The organism is Streptomyces sp. T12, from assembly GCF_028736035.1.
Classification (GTDB): Bacteria; Actinomycetota; Actinomycetes; order Streptomycetales; family Streptomycetaceae; genus Streptomyces.
Genome location: NZ_CP117866.1, coordinates 1,691,448 through 1,709,585 on the forward strand (window position 1 = coordinate 1,691,448; position 18,138 = coordinate 1,709,585).

12 protein-coding genes and 1 pseudogene are annotated in these 18,138 nt (G+C 72.6%); 6 read left to right on the forward strand and 7 right to left on the reverse strand.

Translation table 11 applies throughout. The annotated features are described in order from the left end of the window. The first annotated feature begins 328 nt into the window (after positions 1-328). Positions 329-1,888 (forward strand): APC family permease, encoded by a 1,560-nt coding sequence (locus PBV52_RS07410; protein WP_274237492.1) that lies wholly within the window; start codon positions 329-331, stop codon positions 1,886-1,888. 63 nt (positions 1,889-1,951) lie between these two features. Here the strand turns inward: PBV52_RS07410 and PBV52_RS07415 are convergent, their stop codons facing one another. The 4 genes from PBV52_RS07415 to PBV52_RS07430 all read right to left on the reverse strand — a co-directional run bounded on the left by PBV52_RS07415 (position 1,952) and on the right by PBV52_RS07430 (position 10,004). Beyond that, positions 1,952-6,625 (reverse strand): hypothetical protein, encoded by a 4,674-nt coding sequence (locus PBV52_RS07415; RefSeq protein ID WP_274237493.1) that lies wholly within the window; start codon positions 6,623-6,625, stop codon positions 1,952-1,954. A 57-nt stretch (positions 6,626-6,682) separates the two neighbouring features. After that, entirely contained in the window at positions 6,683-7,564 is an 882-nt protein-coding gene (locus PBV52_RS07420) for a hypothetical protein (protein WP_274237494.1), read from the reverse strand. Positions 7,565-7,616: 52 nt separating this feature from the next. After that, on the reverse strand, positions 7,617-9,143 hold the full coding sequence (locus PBV52_RS07425) for a hypothetical protein (RefSeq protein ID WP_274237495.1): 1,527 nt from the start codon (positions 9,141-9,143) through the stop codon (positions 7,617-7,619). A gap of 165 nt (positions 9,144-9,308) precedes the next feature. Further along, positions 9,309-10,004 (reverse strand): GntR family transcriptional regulator, encoded by a 696-nt coding sequence (locus PBV52_RS07430; protein ID WP_274237496.1) that lies wholly within the window; start codon positions 10,002-10,004, stop codon positions 9,309-9,311. Between the two features lie 133 nt (positions 10,005-10,137). Between PBV52_RS07430 and PBV52_RS07435 the strand changes: the two genes are divergently transcribed. From PBV52_RS07435 to PBV52_RS07455, 5 genes are read left to right on the forward strand one after another with little or no spacing between them, the layout of a single operon-like run. Next, positions 10,138-11,436, forward strand: coding sequence for an MFS transporter (locus PBV52_RS07435; protein ID WP_274237497.1), 1,299 nt, complete (start codon positions 10,138-10,140; stop codon positions 11,434-11,436). Beyond that, positions 11,433-12,281 (forward strand): putative hydro-lyase, encoded by an 849-nt coding sequence (locus PBV52_RS07440; protein ID WP_274237498.1) that lies wholly within the window; start codon positions 11,433-11,435, stop codon positions 12,279-12,281. The genes PBV52_RS07435 and PBV52_RS07440 overlap by 4 nt, the downstream gene beginning before the upstream one ends. Before the next feature lie 60 nt (positions 12,282-12,341). Beyond that, complete coding sequence (locus tag PBV52_RS07445; RefSeq protein ID WP_274237499.1) at positions 12,342-13,100, forward strand: LamB/YcsF family protein; 759 nt, start codon at positions 12,342-12,344, stop codon at positions 13,098-13,100. Further along, entirely contained in the window at positions 13,097-13,714 is a 618-nt protein-coding gene (locus tag PBV52_RS07450; protein ID WP_274237500.1) for an allophanate hydrolase subunit 1, read from the forward strand. Before PBV52_RS07445 ends, PBV52_RS07450 begins: the two co-directional genes overlap by 4 nt. Next, entirely contained in the window at positions 13,711-14,580 is an 870-nt protein-coding gene (locus PBV52_RS07455; protein WP_274237501.1) for a biotin-dependent carboxyltransferase family protein, read from the forward strand. Before PBV52_RS07450 ends, PBV52_RS07455 begins: the two co-directional genes overlap by 4 nt. Positions 14,581-14,811: 231 nt before the next feature. Here the strand turns inward: PBV52_RS07455 and PBV52_RS07460 are convergent. The 3 genes and pseudogenes from PBV52_RS07460 to PBV52_RS07470 form a co-directional block, all read right to left on the reverse strand. Beyond that, positions 14,812-15,636: pseudogene (locus PBV52_RS07460) on the reverse strand (SGNH/GDSL hydrolase family protein); the annotation flags it as partial. Further along, a complete protein-coding gene (locus tag PBV52_RS07465; protein WP_274237502.1) occupies positions 15,633-16,844 on the reverse strand; it encodes a glycosyltransferase in 1,212 nt (403 codons plus the stop codon). The pseudogene PBV52_RS07460 and the gene PBV52_RS07465, both read right to left, overlap by 4 nt. Beyond that, positions 16,841-17,971 carry a glycosyltransferase family 1 protein gene (locus tag PBV52_RS07470; RefSeq protein ID WP_274237503.1) on the reverse strand — a complete coding sequence of 377 codons (1,131 nt, stop codon included), beginning with the start codon at positions 17,969-17,971 and terminating at the stop codon, positions 16,841-16,843. Before PBV52_RS07470 ends, PBV52_RS07465 begins: the two co-directional genes overlap by 4 nt. Positions 17,972-18,138 lie beyond the last annotated feature (167 nt).

The window sequence follows — 18,138 nt, forward strand, 5'->3', positions numbered from 1 at the left end:
GGATCGCCGGGCTCCCTCGTACGGGAGAAGGATGCGTTTGCGCGGGGCGCCCAGTCCCTGGACCCGGGTAAGCGGCTCGTCGAGAGCGAGCACGACATCGACGTCGACATCGGCATCGGCATCGGCATCGGCATCGTGTTGCGAACTCGGGCGCTCGGGGCTCGCCGGGGTACCACGAGACCAAACACATCTGGTGCCACACCAATCCCGCACCGCAGGGGTGGTTGACCTGACTCCCGGGTAGCAGCACGCTCACCAGCCCTCTCATTGATCCCGGCACCCGCCCGAGTCGCCCGCTCCCCTTCCCCGGCCCACGAGGAGTCCGCTCATGTCGACAACGGAGCAACCAACGAGTCCGCGCGGTCACGACGACGCCGAACTCGCCGAGTTCGGCTACAAACCCGAACTCAAGCGCACACTCGGCAACTTCCACACCTTCGCCGCCGGGATCAGCTACATCTCGATCCTGACCGGCACGTTCCAACTGTTCTACTTCGGCTACGGCAGCGGCGGCCCCGCCTACTGGTGGTCGTGGCCGATGGTGTTCGTCGGCCAGTTCATGGTCGCCCTCTGCTTCGCGGAGCTGGCCGCCCGCTATCCCGTTGCGGGCTCGGTCTACAACTGGTCGAAGAAGATAGGCAACCCGCATCTGGGCTGGCTCGCCGGCTGGATGATGTTGATCGCGTCCATAGTGTCCATATCGGCGGTGGCGCTGGCCTACCAGTTGACGCTCCCCCAGATCTCGTCGGCCTTCCAGATCGTGGGGGACGGCACCGGCAAGTACGACGTGGCGACCAACGCGGTCATCCTGGCCGCGGTGTTGATCCTCTTCACCACCTTGGTGAACGCCTTCGGCGTCAAGTTGATGGCGAGAATCAACACGGCGGGCGTGTTCATCGAGTTGATCGCCACAGTCGTATTGATCGTCCTGTTCGCCGTCCACATCACCCGTGGCCCGCAGGTGGTCATGGAGACGAACGGCACCGGCGCGGGCTATGGCGCCGGATACCTGGGTGCCTTCCTTGTGGCGTCGCTGGCGTCCGCATACGTCATGTACGGCTTCGACACGGCCTCCTCCCTGGGTGAGGAGTGCCTGGACCCGTCCCGCAACGCGCCGCGCGCCATCATCCGCGCCATCGTGGCCTCCTTCGTCCTGGGCGGCCTGATCCTGCTGCTCGCCCTGATGAGCGTCTCCAGCCTGAAGGGCGAGAAGCTGTCCACGGACGGACTGCAGTACGTCGTGCTCAACGTCCTCGGCCCCACGGCCGGCAAGGCGATGCTGTGGTGTGTGCTGATCGCCGTCACGGTGTGCGCACTGGCGGTCCACACGGCGGCGATCCGGCTGGCGTTCGCGATGGCCCGGGACAACAACTTGCCGGCGTCCTCACTGCTGGCACGGGTCAGCCCCCGCTTCCAGACGCCGGTGCTGCCGACCGTGATCATCGGGCTCCTCGCACTCGCCATCCTGGTGGTCAACATCCGTCAGCCGCAGATCTTCACCGTCGTCACGAGCATCGGCATCATCATGATCTACCTCGCCTACCTCGGTGTCACCGCCCCGATGCTGGTGGCCCGGCTGCGCGGCAGGTGGCAGCCGGCGGGCGACGGCAAGTTCTCCCTCGGCCGGTGGGGGCTGCTGGTCAACATCGTCGCCGTGGTGTGGGGCGCGGGCATGACGCTCAACCTGATCTGGCCGCGCGCCTCGGTCTACAACGCGACGGCTCCGTACCACTGGTATCTGCAGTGGGGCGCGGTGCTATTCGTCGCCGTCATAGCGGGCGGCGGCTTCGCCTACTACTGGTTCGTCCAGCGGCACCGGACGGGCGTCCTCGCCGAGCACAGCCTGGAGGGCGCGGCCGCGCCGACCAAGGAGGTCAACTCGCCGTGAGTTTCGACGAATTCAAGCCCTACCGCCCGTCCTGCACCGTGAAGAGGGACGCGGACAGCTCGGTCATGTCGTCGGTGCGGGCCGTTTGAACATCCGTGTCGCCGTGATCTCGCTGTGCACCGCTTCCTCCGCCTGGGGCTGCTGCGGCAGTCCCGGGCGGAGGTGTTCCTCGACCCTGATGTACTTCAGGCCGGCCCTGAGGTCGGCGTCGTTGCGCAGCCGGATGACCAGCGGGAACTCTGCCAGCGCTGTCGTGTCGAACAGGCCCGTGGTGTAGAGGAGCTGGACGCCGAGCGCATCCGATACGGCTCGCTGGAGCTCCAGCAGATACGTCGCGTTGGCGCGCCCGATCGGGTTGTCCAGGAACAGTGTCCCGGCGTGCCGGTGCTTGTCCCGCCCCCGGTCGTTCGACCGCAGCGCCGCCATCGTGCAGTACAGCGCGATGGCCGCCGTCAGCAGCTGACCACCGGAGAACACATCGCCCATCTGGCCGACGGGCACCCGCTCCGCACGCAGTACGGCATCCGGCTTGAGGATCTCGACTGCGACCCCCTTGGGCTGGAGCGCCGCAGCGACGCCGCGCAGCAGCAGGGACATGCCGTCCCGCCTCAGGTCCGAGTTCTTCTTCACCGCCGCCCGCGTCGCCTCGTCGATCACCTCGCCCAGTCGTTCGGTGAGGGTGGCCTGGTCGGGTTCCTCGAAGCGGATGCGCAGGAACTCCTGCCCGGACCACTCGCCGAGCCCCTCCGGCAGCCGGGAGAGCCGCTGGGCGGACCTCAGCGTGGCCAGTGCCGACTCGACCAGGCCCCGGAGCCGGTCCACGATCGAGTCCCGGTTCCGCTCCAGCTGCGCCAACTCGTCGGTGAGTACGCGGAGTCGGGGTGCGAAGGCGTCCGCCCACTTCTGCGCGTGCTCGGGCAGCGCCGAGGCGGGCAGCTCGCGGATCTGCTGGCGAGCAGGGGTGCGGACCTGCTCGTAGCGCGTGGAGTTGGCGTGCCGGACGAGCACGTCGCTCGCCTCGCGCACGGCGGCCTCGGCGGCGGAGAGGTCGGCGGCGCAGCCGCGCAGCGAACGGCGGGCCTCTGCGGCGGACTGCCGAGCCTCCTCAAGATTGCCGGGGTACGGCTCGGGCTCCTCCTGCTCCTCCTCCGAGGTGTGCTCGCGCAGCAGGTCGCGCAGCATCGCGGCGATCTCGTCGAAGCCGCCCGCCGCGTCCTCGGCGGCGCGGTGCGCTTCGAGGAGTTCCGCGTGCGCCTCGCGGGCCTGCGCCAACGCCTCGGTGCGGGAGGCGAGTTCGGCGGACGCCGTGCGCAGCAGCGTCTGTGCGTGCTCGGCGTCGCGCGGCTGGAGTTCCTCGGACAGCTCGGTGTGCGCCTCGCCGTCCTCGGGCGCGTGCCGCTCGGCCTCGCCGCGCAGCCGGCCGAGTTGCTCGCTCGCGCTGGACATCCGGGTCTCCAGGAGCTGGACCAGCTCCTCCGCGCGCGCGGCGGCCGCTTGCCGGGAGGGCCCGTCGGAGCCGTCAGGTGACTGAAGGAGCTGTTCGGCCCGGGTACGGACCTTGTTGCTCAGCCGGTCCAGCTCCGCGCGCGCCGCGCTCTCGTCGCTCTCCGCGCGGGCCTGCTCGGCCCGCAGATCGGCGCCGACCCCGACCTTCTCGTACACCTGGGAAGCTGCCCGGTACGCCTCACGGAGCGCGGGCAGGGACGCCCTCGGGGCGTCCGCGTCGGTGTCCGGTACGTCGTCGGGGGCGCCCGCGATCTCCGAGCGCTCGGCGCGCAGGGCACGCGCGGTGCGGCGCGCGTCGTCGGCGGCGCGCTGAGCGGCACGGCGGTCCTCGTCGGCGGCGCGAGCGCGCTCCAGGCAGGTCTGGGCGCGGGCCTCGGACTCGGTGGCCTCGTCGGCGAGTTCGCGCAGCTTGACCTGCCAGCCGGCCCGCTCGCGCAGCCGGAAGGCCAGCCCGGCCAGGGCGTCGGCGGCGCGCCGCGCCTTCTGTGCGGCCTCCTGCCGCTCGTCGCGGACCTGGGCGGCCTCGGCGGCGGCTTCGTCGGCCTCGGCCCGTACGGTCCGTGCCTCGGCCAGCTCGGCCTCGGACTCCTCGGCGAACGCGCGCGCGTCCCGGGCCGCCTGCGCCAACTCGACCAGCCGCCCGGCCGGACAGCCGGTCCGCCACGAGGCGAGCCGCGCCGCAAGCTCCCGGTCCTTGCCGAGCCGCGCGGCGAGGGTGCGGATCTCCTCGTCCCGCTCGGTCGCCCGGGCGCGCAGCGCCTGCCGCTCCTCGTCGGCGGCGTGCTCGTCGTGCATGGCGGGGTTCGGCGGTACGAGGAATACGTCGCCGCTCTGCGCATCGGCGGCCGGGGTCGGGGCGAGCAGGGCGGCCGCCGTGCCCACGGCTACGGCCGACCGTGGCAGCAGGGCCGCGTCGCCGAGCGCCTCGCGGGCACGCGCGTGCGTGTCGGGGTCGGTGATGATCACGCCGTCGACGAGCTCCGGCCGGGCGGCCAGCACGCGCGCGTGGTCGGTGGGGTCGACGGCCTGGGCGAGGTAGCGCCAGCCCGGCAGGGCCGGGATGCCCTGCTCGCCGAGGAACTCCACGGTGGCCAGCACGTCCGGACCGGGCGGCAGCAGCCCGCCGTCACCGAGCGCGCCCAGGATCCGGGAGTCGTCGGCGGCGGCCGTACGCAGTTCGAAGAGCTGGCGCTCGGCTGCGGAGACGGCGTCGTCGAGAAGCTCACGCAGTTCGTCGGCGAACCGGTCCAGCTCCTCCGGGGTGAGGGCACCGTCGGCGGGGACGTTCGAAGCGACGTCCTCCTGGCCGGCGCGCGCGGTCGTGGGCGCCTTCTCGTCGTCACCCGTGCGGGGGCCGGGCACGGACCCGCGCTTCACGCCGGACCCGCCGGTCAGGCTCAGCAGCTCGGCCAGCCGCTCCTCCCCCGCCAGCGCCTCGGCCAGGCGATGTTCCGCCTCGTACGACCGTTCCGCCGCCGTGGCCGCATCCGCCGCGCGAGCCGCCGTCAGTTCCGCGCGGGATTCGGCCGATGCCGCCTCGCGCGCGTGCTCGGAGGCTCGCCGGGAGGCCTCGCGGGCGGTGTCCCAGGCGGCGACGGCCGTCTTCTCGGCGTCGCTCGCGGCGAGGGCCGCGCGCGCCGGGTCGGCGTCGGGCGCGCTGTCGTCGAGCCAGCCCGCGCGTACGGCCTCGGCGGTCTCCTGCTCGACCTCCGACAGCCGCTGCCGCAGATGCCCGACCTCACTGCGGGCCCGCTGTGCCTCGGTGGCGGCGGCGGTGGAGTCCCGGTACGCGGACTCGCTGACCTCCTGGAGCGCTGCGGACCGCTCCTCCCCCTCGTTGGCGAGGGTCTCTGCGCTCTCCGCGGCCGCGTGCAGGGCCCGTACGAGATCGACGGCGGCCTTGGCGCGGGCGGCCAGCGCGGGGGCCGCGTCGCGCTCCGCCTCCTGGATGGCGGCGGCCACGCGTGCGACGCGGTCGGCGGCGGCGCGGTGCCGCAGGGCGGTCTCGGCGGCCTGCCAGGCGGAGTGCAGCGTGCGCGCTTCGGCGAGCTCGCGCTTCTGGGCGGCCGCCGACTTCTCGGCCGCGGCGAGCGCCAGCGAGGCGTGGCGGTAGGCGAGTTCGGCGGCGATCAGCGCGCTGCGCTCCCGCGCCGCCTCGGAGTGGGTCACGGCGTACGCGGCGGCGGTGACCCGCTGGGCGAGGTCGGCCGCCCGGACGCGCTCCTGGACTCCCCGCGCGGAGAGCCGCCGGGCCAGGGTCCGGGTCCGCCGCTCGGCACCGGCGTGGATGTCCCGCGCGCGTGAGCGTGCCTCGGCGGCTTCCACGATCCGCCCGAGCAGGTCGACGGACCCGGCGGTGAAGTCCCGTTCGGCGATCAGCTCGGCGCGTCGGCCCAGCTTGTTGCCGAAGCCGCTGACCAGGTCGGCGAGGCCGTCGGTGTCCCGCGTGTCCGTCACGGCCCGCAGCAGCAGGTCGGTGAAGTCGGAGTCCTTCTTGACCGCGAAGAGGCCGGCCGCCTCGCCCTCGTCGGCGTTCATCTCGCGCTGGTAGCGGAAGAGTTCGGGGTCGAGGCCGAGGTCGCCGAGGTGCTCGATCCACCGGTCGTGGATCTCCTCCCAGTGCACCTCCAGATGCGGATACGCCTTGCCCGCCTCCGTGATGGCGTCCCGGAAGCCCTTCATGGTGCGGCGGCGCCCCTGCGCGCCCGACTGGCCCTCGACGGGCCGCCGTACGGCGGTGGACTCGGCGACGGGCAGATTGTCCAGGCTCAGCCCGGGCCCCGGGCGGAAGGAGTACCAGGCCTCGGCGAACTTCCGCGGGTCGTTGGAGACCTGGCGCCCGCGCCACTCGCTGACCTTGCCGACCACGACGCACTCACCGGTGAGCGTGTGCTGCCACTCCAGCGCGACATGCCCGCAGTCGTCGGCGAGCAGGAACTTCCGCAGCACACCGGAGCTGGCGCCACCGAGGGTGTTGCGGTGGCCCGGCAGCATCACAGAGAAGATCAGCTTGAGCAGGACCGACTTGCCGCCGCCGTTCTCCAGGAAGAGCACCCCGGCGGGTGCGGGCCGGCGCGGCGGGCCGACGGGCTCCTCCTCGAAGAACTCCGCCTGCGTCGGTGCGGGGTCGGGCACGGGCTCGCCGACACCGCGCAGGTCCAGCACGGTGTCGGCGTAACGCGCACCGGCCGGTCCGATGGAGTAGAGGCGGACCCGGGACAGCTCGTACATGGCGGACTCTCGTAAGTCTTCGTCTGAGTCTTTGTCAGATCAGGGATGTTCGGGGCTTCAGGCGGAGTGGAACGGCAGCCCGGCGTCGGCCACCAGCTCCAGGTCGTCCGTGTCCTCGGCAGGCAGCAGGCTCGGCGTGCCGTCGGTGACCGGGACCACGCCCAGCTCCAGCAGCTCGGCCATGGCGGCGGTGCCCGCCATGTCACGCACCTGGAGCTGGTAGCGAGCCGTGGTGCGGTAGGTGCCGCCGTTGTCGTCGCCGGTGCGCTGCAGGAACCCGGAGTCGGTGAGGAAGGCAGCCGCCTTGCCGACGATGCCGGTGGTCGAACCGGCGAGTCTGCGCGCGTCCTTGGTGGCACCGGTCGCGCTGCGTCTCACCCAGATCCGCCAGGCCGCCTCCAGCCCGGGCGCGTCCGTCGCCGGATCGGTGTTCTCGCCCTGCTCCTCGGCACGCTCCTCCAGGCGTCGGCAGGCCTGGCGTACGAAGGCGTCGACGCCGTTGACCGTCACGCGCCCGATGTAGCCGTCGTCGGCCAGGTCCTCGGGCCGGGGGAACGCCATGGCGGCGACGGCGAGATGGGCCAGCCCGTGCAGAAAGCGGTCGCTGCCGTCGGCGGACGTTCGACGCGAGTAGTCGCCCATACGGACGGCGAACACGGAGTCCTCGGCGGCCGTCACGGCCATCCCCGCGCGCGGGGACACCTCCAGCACGACCAGCCCCAGCCCTGCGGCCACGGCGTCGGCGAGCCGCGCGAACGGGGGGTCCTCCCGGTAGCGCCGCAGCAGCTCCGTGTACTCCTGATCCCGCGCGGGCTGCAACTTCGGCTGCAGCCCGAAGGCGACCAGCCGAGCCGCGTCGGCGGCGTCGGCGGGCGTGACGGCGGCGGACACCGACGGGGCGGCGGCCTCCGGCTCACTCCGATCGACGTGCTCGGTCACGGTTTCGGCTCCTTGCTGGGGTGTTGCTCGTACGTACGGTTCTCGGCGCGGCTCATGCTGCTTCCGTTCTGTCGGCGGCCATCCCCGCCGCATCCAGCAGAGCCGTCCCCACGATCAGGTCGGCCCCTCCGAACTCGGGATCGTCCAGCTCAGTCCCGTCGTCCACGGCGAACAGCAGCTTCTCCTCGCCCTGCCGATAAGCCGTGCCCACCGGCGGGCTGGCCGCATGAACTGCCAACAAGGCCACCAGGTACGGCAGATCAGGGTCCTGGCGCCGCGCCTGGGCCAACAGCCCGGACAGCCGCCGCGGAGCATCCGCCGGCAGATCCAGCAACTCCATCGCGGCGGCGAGCTGCTCCTCGCTGAACCGGCTGTCGTCCGGCGTCGCGATGAGGTCGGGCTCGGGCATCTCGGCGCCCAGGTGCTCCCGCTCCACGGGCGGCGTCAGCAATATGTCGACGAGATCGGCGACCCGCACGGACACCGGCGTACGCATCCCCGTCCCGCGCGCGAAGAAGGCGTCCGTGACCCGGACGGACTGCTCCAGCGGCAACGGCAGGACAGGGGCCAGGAGGTGCCCGTACAGGTCTGTACCCGACGTCGTCATGGGCGTCGCGAAGGCCTGCCGGTCCTGCTCGGCGCGGAACAGCGGCCCCGCCTCCAGCAGCCGGGACTGCAGCTGTGTGTGCCGTCGGATGCAGTCCTTGACGATGTCGACGAGCTCGGCGGCGCGGCGCTTGTGCTCCGGGTCCTCGGTCTCGTCGCGCGCTTTGCGGATGTTGGTGAGGATCGCGTTCTCATGGCGGTACCGGTCGGCGACGTGGTCGAGCGCCTCGGCGATCATGTCCGGTACGGCGTTCAGCCAGTCGACCGCGCGGACGTTGCGACGGGTCGCGTCCAGGGCCCTGCGGAGCGTTTCCGAGTACTGCACGGTCCGGTAGCGGGCCTGCTCGGCGGCCAGCTGCGCGTCGGCGAGCCGACCGCGGTTGATCAGCACCTCCAGCTTGACCTCCGCGGCGATCTGCGCGCTGGTGACGTCCGTGTCGAGGGCGCCGACCAGGACGTTGACCGCCTCGTCGGTCGTACGGAGGTACACGGTGCCGCCCGGCCCGGGCACCTCCTCGATCAGCTTGAAGTCGTAGTCACGGCGGACATAGCTGCCGTCCGGCGCGAACGTGCCGTACACGGCCCGGAAGCCGCGGTCCACGCTGCCGACGTTGATCAGGTTCTCCAGGACCCAGCGGGCCACCCGCTCGTGCTCGGCGACGGGGCGCTGCGGGGCCTGGGCGGCGATGCGCGGGATGAGGCGGGCGACGATCTGGTCGTGGTCGGCGCCCGTGTCGAAGTCCATGTTCAGCGTGACCAGGTCGATGGCGGCGAGCGCCACCTCCGCCATGCCGTACACCGAGTACTCGCCCGCCAGGTTGGCCTTGCGCACGTCGAGGTCGTGCAGCGGCGCGGTGCAGGCGAGCGCGCGCAGCCGCCGCGCCAGCCCCTCGTCGGCGGCCGGGCCCGGAGCCGGGCGCGGCCCCGCGCTGAGCTGGGGCGGAACACGGTCCGTCGATGCAGGCGAAGTCACGGTGCACAGACTAGGTCCTCGGTCTGACAACGACCCAAACGTCGGCGCTCCGCCGGGAGAGCCGGGAACCGCAGGTCATCTTGTCGCTGCGGGTTGTCGCTGCGGGTCGCCCGTGGATGCTCGCGGCCACGCGGCGGAGCCGCATACCGATACAGCCCCGCGCCCCTAGGGCGTGCTCGTCACCCGGCGTCGGTAGACCTCCACGACCCGCTCCAGTGAGTCGTCGAGATACACGGCGAGCAGCTTCTCGGCCTCGGCCCTGTCCCCCGCCTCCAGTGCTTGGAGGATCTGCCGGTTGCGCGCGAGATACGGTTCGTGCAGCCGCTTCGGGTCGTCCACCACATGGAAGGCGAGCCGCAGCTCCGCGAAGACGCTGCGCATCAGCTCGTCCGTGCGGGCGCTCCCGGCGAGGGAGACCAGCTCGCGGTGGAAGTGGATGTTGGCGGTACCCAGAGCTTTCCAGTCACCTTCACGCGCCGCCCGCTGCCCCTCCTCGACGGCTTCGGCGAGCCGGTCCAGGCCGTGCGGCGGCTCACCAAGCCCCCGTACGACGGCGCACTCGACGAGGCGTCGGGTGCGGTAGATGTCCTCGACGTCCTCCACCGTCAGAACCCGCACGAACACGCCCCGGTTCAGCTCGTGGACGAGCAGCCGTTCGTGGGTGAGCAGCCGGAACGCCTCGCGCAGTGTGTTGCGGGACACACCGAGCGCCCCTCCGATGCTGTCCTCCGACAGCCGGGTGCCGGGCGGGAAGTAGCCCTCGGCGATGCGGCTTCTGAGGATGTCCGAGACCCGCTCCGCCGTGCTCGTGCGGCCCAGGAGGGCGCGGTCGTCGGCCAGTCCGGCCAGCTGCTCTGCCATGCCCGGAATTCAACCGCAGACACGAGAACGAAACAACACGGGTATTGAAGGATCGTTCAACGATCCTCTACCTTACTGCTCACTGTTCAGCTCAGCTCCGCACCCTCCGTCCCCCCCCCTCTGCGAGGTGCCCATGAGCACGACCCCTCCACCGCAGGCCCTGACCGACGCTCACCCCACCACTGACGAACGCGCCGCCGACGACGGCGCGTTCGCATGGCTGCGCGCCCTGGGACCGCGTGGCCGTCGCGCCTTCGCGGGCGCTTTCGGTGGCTATGCCCTGGATTCGTACGACTACTTCACCCTGCCGCTGAGCATGGTGGCGCTGGCCGCGTACTTCGGTCTGGACAGCGGCCAGACCGGCCTGTTCACCACCGTCACGCTCGTGGTCTCCGCGATCGGCGGCGCCGTCGCGGGCGTGCTGGCCGACCGGATCGGCCGGGTCAGGGCGCTGATGATCACGGTCATCACCTACGCGGTCTTCACCGTCGCCTGCGGCTTCGCGCCCAACTACGAGACGCTGCTGGTCTTCCGCGCCCTCCAGGGCCTCGGCTTCGGCGGCGAGTGGGCGGTCGGCGCGATCCTGGTCGCCGAGTACGCGAGCGCCAAGCACCGGGGCCGCACGCTCGGCGCGATCCAGAGCTCGTGGGCCGTCGGCTGGGCACTGGCCGCGATCATGTACACCCTGGTCTTCTCGCTCGCCGGCGACGACCTGGCCTGGCGCGTGATGTTCTGGACCGGCGCCCTGCCCGCGCTGCTCGTCATCTGGATGCGACGCCGGGTGCACGATGCCCCGGAGGCGGTGGCCGTACGTGAACAGAGCACGCAGAAGGGTTCGTTCGCGGCCATCTTCAAGCCCGGCCTGCTGCGTACGACGATCTTCGCGGGGCTGCTCTCCACCGGCGTCCAGGGCGGCTACTACACCCTCGCCACCTGGGTGCCGACCTATCTCAAGACCGAGCGCGACCTGTCAGTCGTCGGCACCGGCGGCTATCTGACGTTCCTGATCTCGGGCGCCTTCATCGGCTACCTGACCGGCGGATACCTCACCGACCGGCTGGGCCGCCGACGCAACATCTGGCTCTTCGCGCTGCTGTCCGCGGCCTGCATCCTCGCGTACGCGAACATCCCGGACGGCGCCAACGCCCTGCTCCTGGTGCTCGGTTTCCCGCTCGGGTTCTGCATGTCGGCGATCTTCAGCGGCTTCGGGTCCTACCTGAGCGAGCTGTACCCGACGGCGGTGCGCGGCACGGGACAGGGCTTCACGTACAACACCGGCCGCGCGGTGGGCGCCGTCTTCCCCACCACGGTCGGCTTCCTGGCCGACAGCTGGGGCGTGGGCGGCGCGCTGGTCTTCGGCGCGATCGGCTACGGCATCGCGGCGCTGGCCCTGCTCGGGCTGCCGGAGACGCGCGGGAAGGAGCTGGTGTGAACCGTACGGAGAACCGCGCGCCCGCCCTCGTGACCGAAGACCGCCCGCTCACCCTTGTCGAAGAGCACGCGCACGCGTGGAGCCCGAAAACCGCACGCGCCCGCTTCCGGGAGGGCCTCACGGGCCCCACGGCCGGGGTCTCGGCGGGCCACACCCAGGTCAACCTGATCTCGGTGCCCGCCGACTGGGCGTACGACATGCTGCTGTTCTGCCAGCGCAACCCCAAGCCCTGCCCGGTCCTCGACGTCACGGACGCCGGTTCCTGGACCACCGTCCTCGCCGACGGCGCCGACCTGCGCACCGACCTGCCGCGCTACCGGGTGTGGCGGGACGGCGAGTTGGTGGACGAACCGACGGACGTGCGAGCGCACTGGCGCGACGACCTGGTGTCGTTCCTGATCGGCTGCAGCTTCACGTTCGAGTGGGCGCTGACCGAGGCGGGCGTCCCGATCCGCCACATCGAGCAGGGCCGCAACGTCCCGATGTACGTGACCAGCCGCCAGTGCCGGCCGGCGGGGCGACTGCACGGCCCGATGGTGGTGTCGATGCGTCCCGTGCCGCCGGTCCACGTGGCGGCGGCGCTGAGGGAGACCGGTCTCCTCCCGGCAGTGCACGGCAGCCCCGTGCACTGCGGCGATCCCTCGGCCCTGGGCATCACCGATCTCGGCCGCCCCGACTTCGGCGATCCGGTGGACGCCGAACCGGACGACATCCCGATGTTCTGGGCCTGCGGAGTGACCCCGCAGGCCGCCGTGATGGCCTCGCGCCCGCCGTTCGCCATCACTCACGCACCGGGCCAGATGTTCCTCACCGATGCGCGCGACGAGCAATACCGCATCACCTGAAAGCGCCCGAAGATACCTGAAATCACCTCAAAGTGCCTGACACGAGACACGGAAGGATCCATGACCTCGATCGATCTCAACGCCGACCTCGGCGAAGGCTTCGGCCGCTGGCAGCTCACCGACGACGAACGGCTGCTGTCCGTCGTCACCAGCGCCAACGTGGCCTGCGGCTTCCACGCCGGGGACGCGGCCACCATGCGGCGGGTGTGCGAGCAGGCGGCCGAGCGCGGGGTACGGATCGGCGCCCAGGTCTCCTACCGGGACCTCGCGGGGTTCGGGCGGCGCGCGATGGACGTGCCGCCCGCCGAGCTGGCGGCGGAAGTGGCCTACCAGATCGGCGCCCTGGAGGTTTTCGCGCGAGCGGCGGGCACGCGCGTGTCGTACGTCAAGCCGCACGGCGCGCTCTACAACCGCGTCGTGCACGACGAGGAGCAGGCCGGCGCGGTCGTCGACGGGGTGCTCCTCGCGGACGCCACGCTGCCCGTGCTCGGCCTGCCCGGCTCGCGGGTGCTGGATCTGGCCGCCAAGGCCGGACTCCCGGCCGTCACGGAGGCGTTCGCGGACCGCGCGTACACCGAGCGGGGCACGCTCGTGCCACGCGGCCAGGACGGCGCCGTGGTCACCGACCCGGAGGCCGTCGTGGAGCGCTCGGTGGGCCTGGCCCGCTCGGGCGTGGTCGCCTCGCACTCAGGGGTTGCCGTCGAGGTACGCGCGCGTTCCCTGTGCCTGCACGGGGACACGCCCGGCGCCGTCGAGCTGGCCCGCCGGGTGCGGGCACGGCTGGAGGAGTCGGGTGTCCGGGTGGAGGCGTTCGTATGAGGGCGCTGCCGGTCGGGGACGACGCCCTGCTCGTCCAGGTGTCCTCGGGCGAGGAGGCCCAGGCACTGCACGCGGAGTTCCTCCGGCGCCGTACGGAGGGCTCGCTGTCGGTCCGCGAGATCGTCCCCGCCGCCCGCACGGTCCTGCTCGACGGCCTCGCCGACCCGGTCCGCCTGGCCTGCGAACTGACCACGGCCGAAGTGCCGCCCGCTCCCCCACACGCGCGTGACGTCGTCGAACTCCCGGTGCGCTACGACGGCCCGGACCTGGCCGAGGTCGCCGCGCACTGGGGCGTCACCGCACGCGAGGTGGCCCGCCTCCACGCGGGCACCGAATTCAGCGTTGCCTTCTGCGGTTTCGCCCCCGGATTCGGCTATCTGACCGGCCTGCCGCCCCGCTACGACGTCCCTCGCCGGGCCACTCCGCGCACGGCCGTACCGGCAGGTGCGGTGGCACTGGCAGGCCCGTACACGGGCGTCTACCCGCGTTCGTCGCCGGGTGGCTGGCAGCTGATCGGCACCACGGACACGGTGCTGTGGGACCACACGCGTGTGCCGGCCGCGCTGCTGTCACCGGGCACGCGCGTGCGCTTCGTTCCGGTGGGAAGCGCATGAGCGACCGCGCGCTGTCCGTCGTACGCGCCGGGGCGCTCACCACCGTGCAGGACCTCGGCCGCCCCGGGCACGCCCACCTCGGCGTGCCCCGCTCGGGAGCGCTGGACGGGCCCGCGGCGGGGCTCGTCAACCGCCTGGTCGGCAACACCCCCGAAGCGGCCGTGCTGGAGACCACACTGAGCGGCTGTGCGGTGCGGCCTCGTTCGACGGTGACCGTCGCGGTCGGCGGCGCGCCGTGCCGCGTCGCGGTGGACGGACGCCCGGTCGCCTGGGGCGCTCCGGTGCGGGTGCCTGCCGGTGCGCTCCTGGACGTCGGCGCGGCCATGTCCGGCGTACGCAGCTATGTGGCCGTCTCCGGCGGGATCTCCGTCGATCCGGTCCTCGGCAGCCGCTCCACGGACCTCCTGTCCGGCCTCGGCCCGCCGCCCCTCACGGACGGCGCGGTGCTGCCCCTGGGCCGACCGACGGGGCTTCACGCACGCGTGGACGTCGCCCCGCAGCCGGCGCCCCCCGCCGAACTGGTTCTGCGCGTGACGCTGGGCCCGCGCGACGACTGGTTCACCCCTGAGGCCGTGCGTGCCTTCACCGCCCGCGTGTACAGCGTCTCCCCCGCGAGCAACCGCATCGGGCTGCGCACCGAGGGCCCTGCCCTGGAACGGGCCCTGACCAGCGAACTCCCCAGCGAGGGCGTCGTCCTGGGCGCGGTCCAGGTACCGCCCGACGGCCGGCCGGTCGTGTTCCTCGCCGACCACCCGACGACGGGCGGCTACCCGGTGATCGCCGTCGTCCGCGCGGCCGACCTCCCGGCCGCCGCCCAGGCGGTGCCGGGCACCCCGGTCCGCTTCGTGGCCGTGCGCCGTCGCTGACCCCCGCCACCCCTGCGTGCGCTACGCCGCCTCCGGTGCGGGCTGTTGCCCCGGAACCGAGCGCTGTCCGGGCACCGACAGCCCCTCCGGCAGGGGCCACTGGCCCGCCATGGGCCGAGTCTCCGGCACGGGACGCTCAAGCACGGGCCGCTCAAGCACCGACCGATACTCGGGCACAGGCCGCTCCAACACCGACCGCTGCTCCGGCAACGGCACCGGCACCGGCACCGGCACCGGCAGCGAGGCCAACGCCATGGACACCGACTGTGCCGCACGCAGGTCGAGCCAGCCGCAGGTGCCCTTCGCGCGGTGCCTCATCTCCGTGGCGGCGAGACGCAGCAGCTGGGGCAGCAGGTCGTTGCACCGTCGGACCACCCAGGCGGTACCCGCGGTGGCCAGCCACAGCAGGCTCGCCGACTTGGTGGGCGGCGGGAACTCGGGCTCGGCGGCGGGCTCGGTCCCCCACGCCATGCCGGTGTCGGCCAGCAGCCCGTGGAACCGTATGGCCAGCTGCCGGTGCCCCCGCTCCCCGGGGTGCAGCCGGTCCGCGCTCCACATCGCCCGGTCGTCGACCCAGTCGCCCTCGGCCGCGTGCAGGTGCAGGGCGCCGTACCGCTCGGAGAGCGCGTGCACCACGGTGTTGACCGCCCGCTGCCGCCGGGCGAGCGGGTTGCCCAGCACTCCGGGCAACCCGAGCATCGAGCCGGGGTCGGGCAGGCACGCGGTGAGCACGGCGGTGCCCTGCCGGGTGAAGGCGGCGTAGACCTTGTCGAGGCGTTCGGCGATGTGGTGGATGTCGAACGTGCGGCGCAGGGTGTCGTTGACGCCGACGAGGACGGAGGCGACGTCCGGGCGCAGGGCCAGTGCGGCGGGCAGCTGGGTCTCCAGCACGTCCCGGGTCTGTGCCCCGCTGACGGCGAGGTTGGTGAACTCGGCGGCCGGCTCGGACAGCCCGCCGGCGAGCAGCGCGGCCCAGCCGCGCCACCCGTTCCCCACGGGATCGCCCACCCCCTCGGTCAGTGAGTCACCGAGGGCGACGTAGCGGAGCGGTCTCATGCCGCCCCCTCCGCACGCGCGAAGGGACGCACCGGCACCGCCGCGTCGTGCGCGGTGAGGAAGGCGTCCACCGCCGTGCCCCAGCCGAAGCACTCCGCACGCGCGCGTGCCGCCTCCCGGCGCTCGCGCTCGGGACGGTCGAGCAGCATCTCCACGGCGTCCGCGAAGGCGTCCCCGTTGTCCGCCGCGGTGGCCCCGGCGGAGCCGATCACCTCCGGCAGCGCGGAGGACGCGCTCGCCACGACGGGCGTGCCGCAGGCCATGGCCTCCAGCGCGGCGAGCCCGAAGGTCTCGGCGGGCCCGGGGGCCAGGCAGATGTCGGCGGAGGCCTGGAGGGCGCCGAGCAGGCTGCGGTCGGCGACATGCCCGAGGAAGGTCACCGGCAGGTCGCGCTCCTGCGCCCGCTGTTCGAGCCGCGCCCGCAGGGGGCCGTTTCCGGCCACCACGAGCACCGCCCGCACACCGCGCCCGCGCAGCGACTCCAGGGCGTCCAGCGCGGTGCCGGGCCGCTTCTCCACCGAGAGCCGGGAGCACATCACGAGCAGCTTCTCGTCGGCACGCGCGTGTGTCTCGCGCAGCGCCGCGTCGCGCAGGGTGGGACGCCGGTTCATCAGGTCGACGCCCAGCGGAGCCCGTACGACGTTGCGGGCGCCGATCCGCACGAACTCCCGCTCGGCGAACTCGGTGGTGCACACGACCTTCGAGTACGTGTGGGCAGTACGGACGTTGAGGGCGTCGGCGGCGCGCCGGGACAGGTTCTCCGACAGGCCCCAGGTGCGCAGCACGCCGTCGGCGGTCTCGTGGGAGACCATCACGGCGGGCACCCGGGCGCGGCGGGCCCACCTGCCGGTCCAGCGCAGCGTCGTACGGTCGGAGACCTCCAGGCGGTCGGGGGCGAGCTCCTCCAGGAGGGCCGCGACCCGCCGCTTGTCGACGAGCACGCGGTAGCCGCCGGTGCCGGGCAGCATCGGGCCGGGCAGGGTGATCACGCGGCCCTGCTCGGTCTCGCAGTCGCTGTACTTCTCGCCCGGCACGACGAGGACGGGGTCGTGGCCCGCCAGCTTGAAGCCCTTGCCCAGCTCGCGCAGCGCGGTACGCAGCCCTCCGGAAGCGGGGGCGACGAAGTTCGCCAGCCGGACGATGCGCAGCGAGGTGTTCCTACCGGTCCGAGGTGCGGCGTTCATGCCGTTGTGCGGCGAGGTGTTCATACGGTCACCGCCGGCCTCCGTGCCTTGAGCACGGCCTCGTAGTGGGTGATGAGCTGGTCGCCGATGGCGGCCCAGGTGCGGCCCTCGACCGTGGCGCGTGCGGCGGACCCGTACGCGGCCCGCAGCGCGGGGTCGGCGGCCAGGGCCCGTACGGCGTCCCGTACGGCGTCGGCGTCGCGCGGCGGCACCAGGAACCCGGTGCGGCCGTGGTCGACCAGGTCCAGCGGGCCGCCGGCGGCGGGCGCGACGACGGGCACGCCGCTCGCCATGGCCTCCTGCACGGTCTGGCAGAAGGTCTCGAACGGGCCTGTGTGGGCGAAGACGTCGAACGAGGCGAAGATCCGGGCGAGGTCGTCTCCGCCGCGGCGCCCCAGGAAGACCGCGCCGGGCAGCGCCTCGGCGAGGGCGGGCTGGCTCGGCCCGTCACCGACGATCACGACCTTCACGCCCGGCAGGCCGCACACGCCGGAGAGCAGGTCGATGTGCTTCTCCGGGGCGAGCCGCCCGACATAGCCGACGATGATCTCACCGTTCGGGGCGAGTTCGCGGCGCAGCGCCTCGTCCCGGAGTTCGGGGCGGAAGCGGGCGGTGTCCACGCCGCGTGCCCACAGCTTGAGCCGGGGCACGCCGTGGGTCTCGAGATCGCGCATGGACGCGCTGGACGGGACGAGGGTGAGGTCGGCGGCGGAGTGGACGGACCGTATGCGCCGCCAGGCCGCGGCCTCGCCGGCGCCCATGTAGGTGCGGGCGTATCCGGCCAGGTCGGTCTGGTAGACGGCGACGGCGGGGGTGCCGAGCCGTGCGGCGGCGGCCATGCCGCGGACGCCGAGGACGAAGGGGCTGGCCAGGTGCACGATGTCGGGCTGGTGCTGGATCAGCGCTGCGGCGAGGCGCCGGCTGGGGAGCGCGACCCTGACCTGGGGATAGCCGGGGAGCGGGAGGGAGGGGACGTGGACGACGGGGCAGGGCGCCAGAGAGGCGGCCGCCTTGTTCCCGGGAGCGGGGGCCGGGGCGACGACGATGGGGGTGTGACCGCGATCGACGAGGTGTCGGGCGGTCTGGAGCGCGCAGTGGGCCACGCCGTTCACATCGGGGGGAAAGGATTCGGTCACGATGACGACACGCATACCGGTGTTGTCGCCGCACCGGACGTGGCCGCGTCAAAGTGGATCTTTCCGAACGACAAACGTCCCATGAGCGTTCCGCTGCGCCCCCGAGCGGGTCAGGTCACGTCCATGCGCACCTGACCCGCAGGTCACCCGGAGTTCACCCGGCGGGCAGAACTCCGCGACAT

What these genes read in the sequence shown, in the direction of transcription:
- PBV52_RS07410 (WP_274237492.1), top strand. Translation starts at nt 329, where the DNA reads ATGTCGACAACGGAGCAACCAACGAGTCCGCGCGGTCACGACGACGCC.
- PBV52_RS07415 (WP_274237493.1), bottom strand. Translation starts at nt 6,625, where the DNA reads ATGTACGAGCTGTCCCGGGTCCGCCTCTACTCCATCGGACCGGCCGGT.
- PBV52_RS07430 (WP_274237496.1), bottom strand. Translation starts at nt 10,004, where the DNA reads ATGGCAGAGCAGCTGGCCGGACTGGCCGACGACCGCGCCCTCCTGGGC.
- PBV52_RS07435 (WP_274237497.1), top strand. Translation starts at nt 10,138, where the DNA reads ATGAGCACGACCCCTCCACCGCAGGCCCTGACCGACGCTCACCCCACC.
- PBV52_RS07445 (WP_274237499.1), top strand. Translation starts at nt 12,342, where the DNA reads ATGACCTCGATCGATCTCAACGCCGACCTCGGCGAAGGCTTCGGCCGC.
- PBV52_RS07450 (WP_274237500.1), top strand. Translation starts at nt 13,097, where the DNA reads ATGAGGGCGCTGCCGGTCGGGGACGACGCCCTGCTCGTCCAGGTGTCC.
- PBV52_RS07455 (WP_274237501.1), top strand. Translation starts at nt 13,711, where the DNA reads ATGAGCGACCGCGCGCTGTCCGTCGTACGCGCCGGGGCGCTCACCACC.
- PBV52_RS07465 (WP_274237502.1), bottom strand. Translation starts at nt 16,844, where the DNA reads ATGAACACCTCGCCGCACAACGGCATGAACGCCGCACCTCGGACCGGT.
- PBV52_RS07470 (WP_274237503.1), bottom strand. Translation starts at nt 17,971, where the DNA reads ATGCGTGTCGTCATCGTGACCGAATCCTTTCCCCCCGATGTGAACGGC.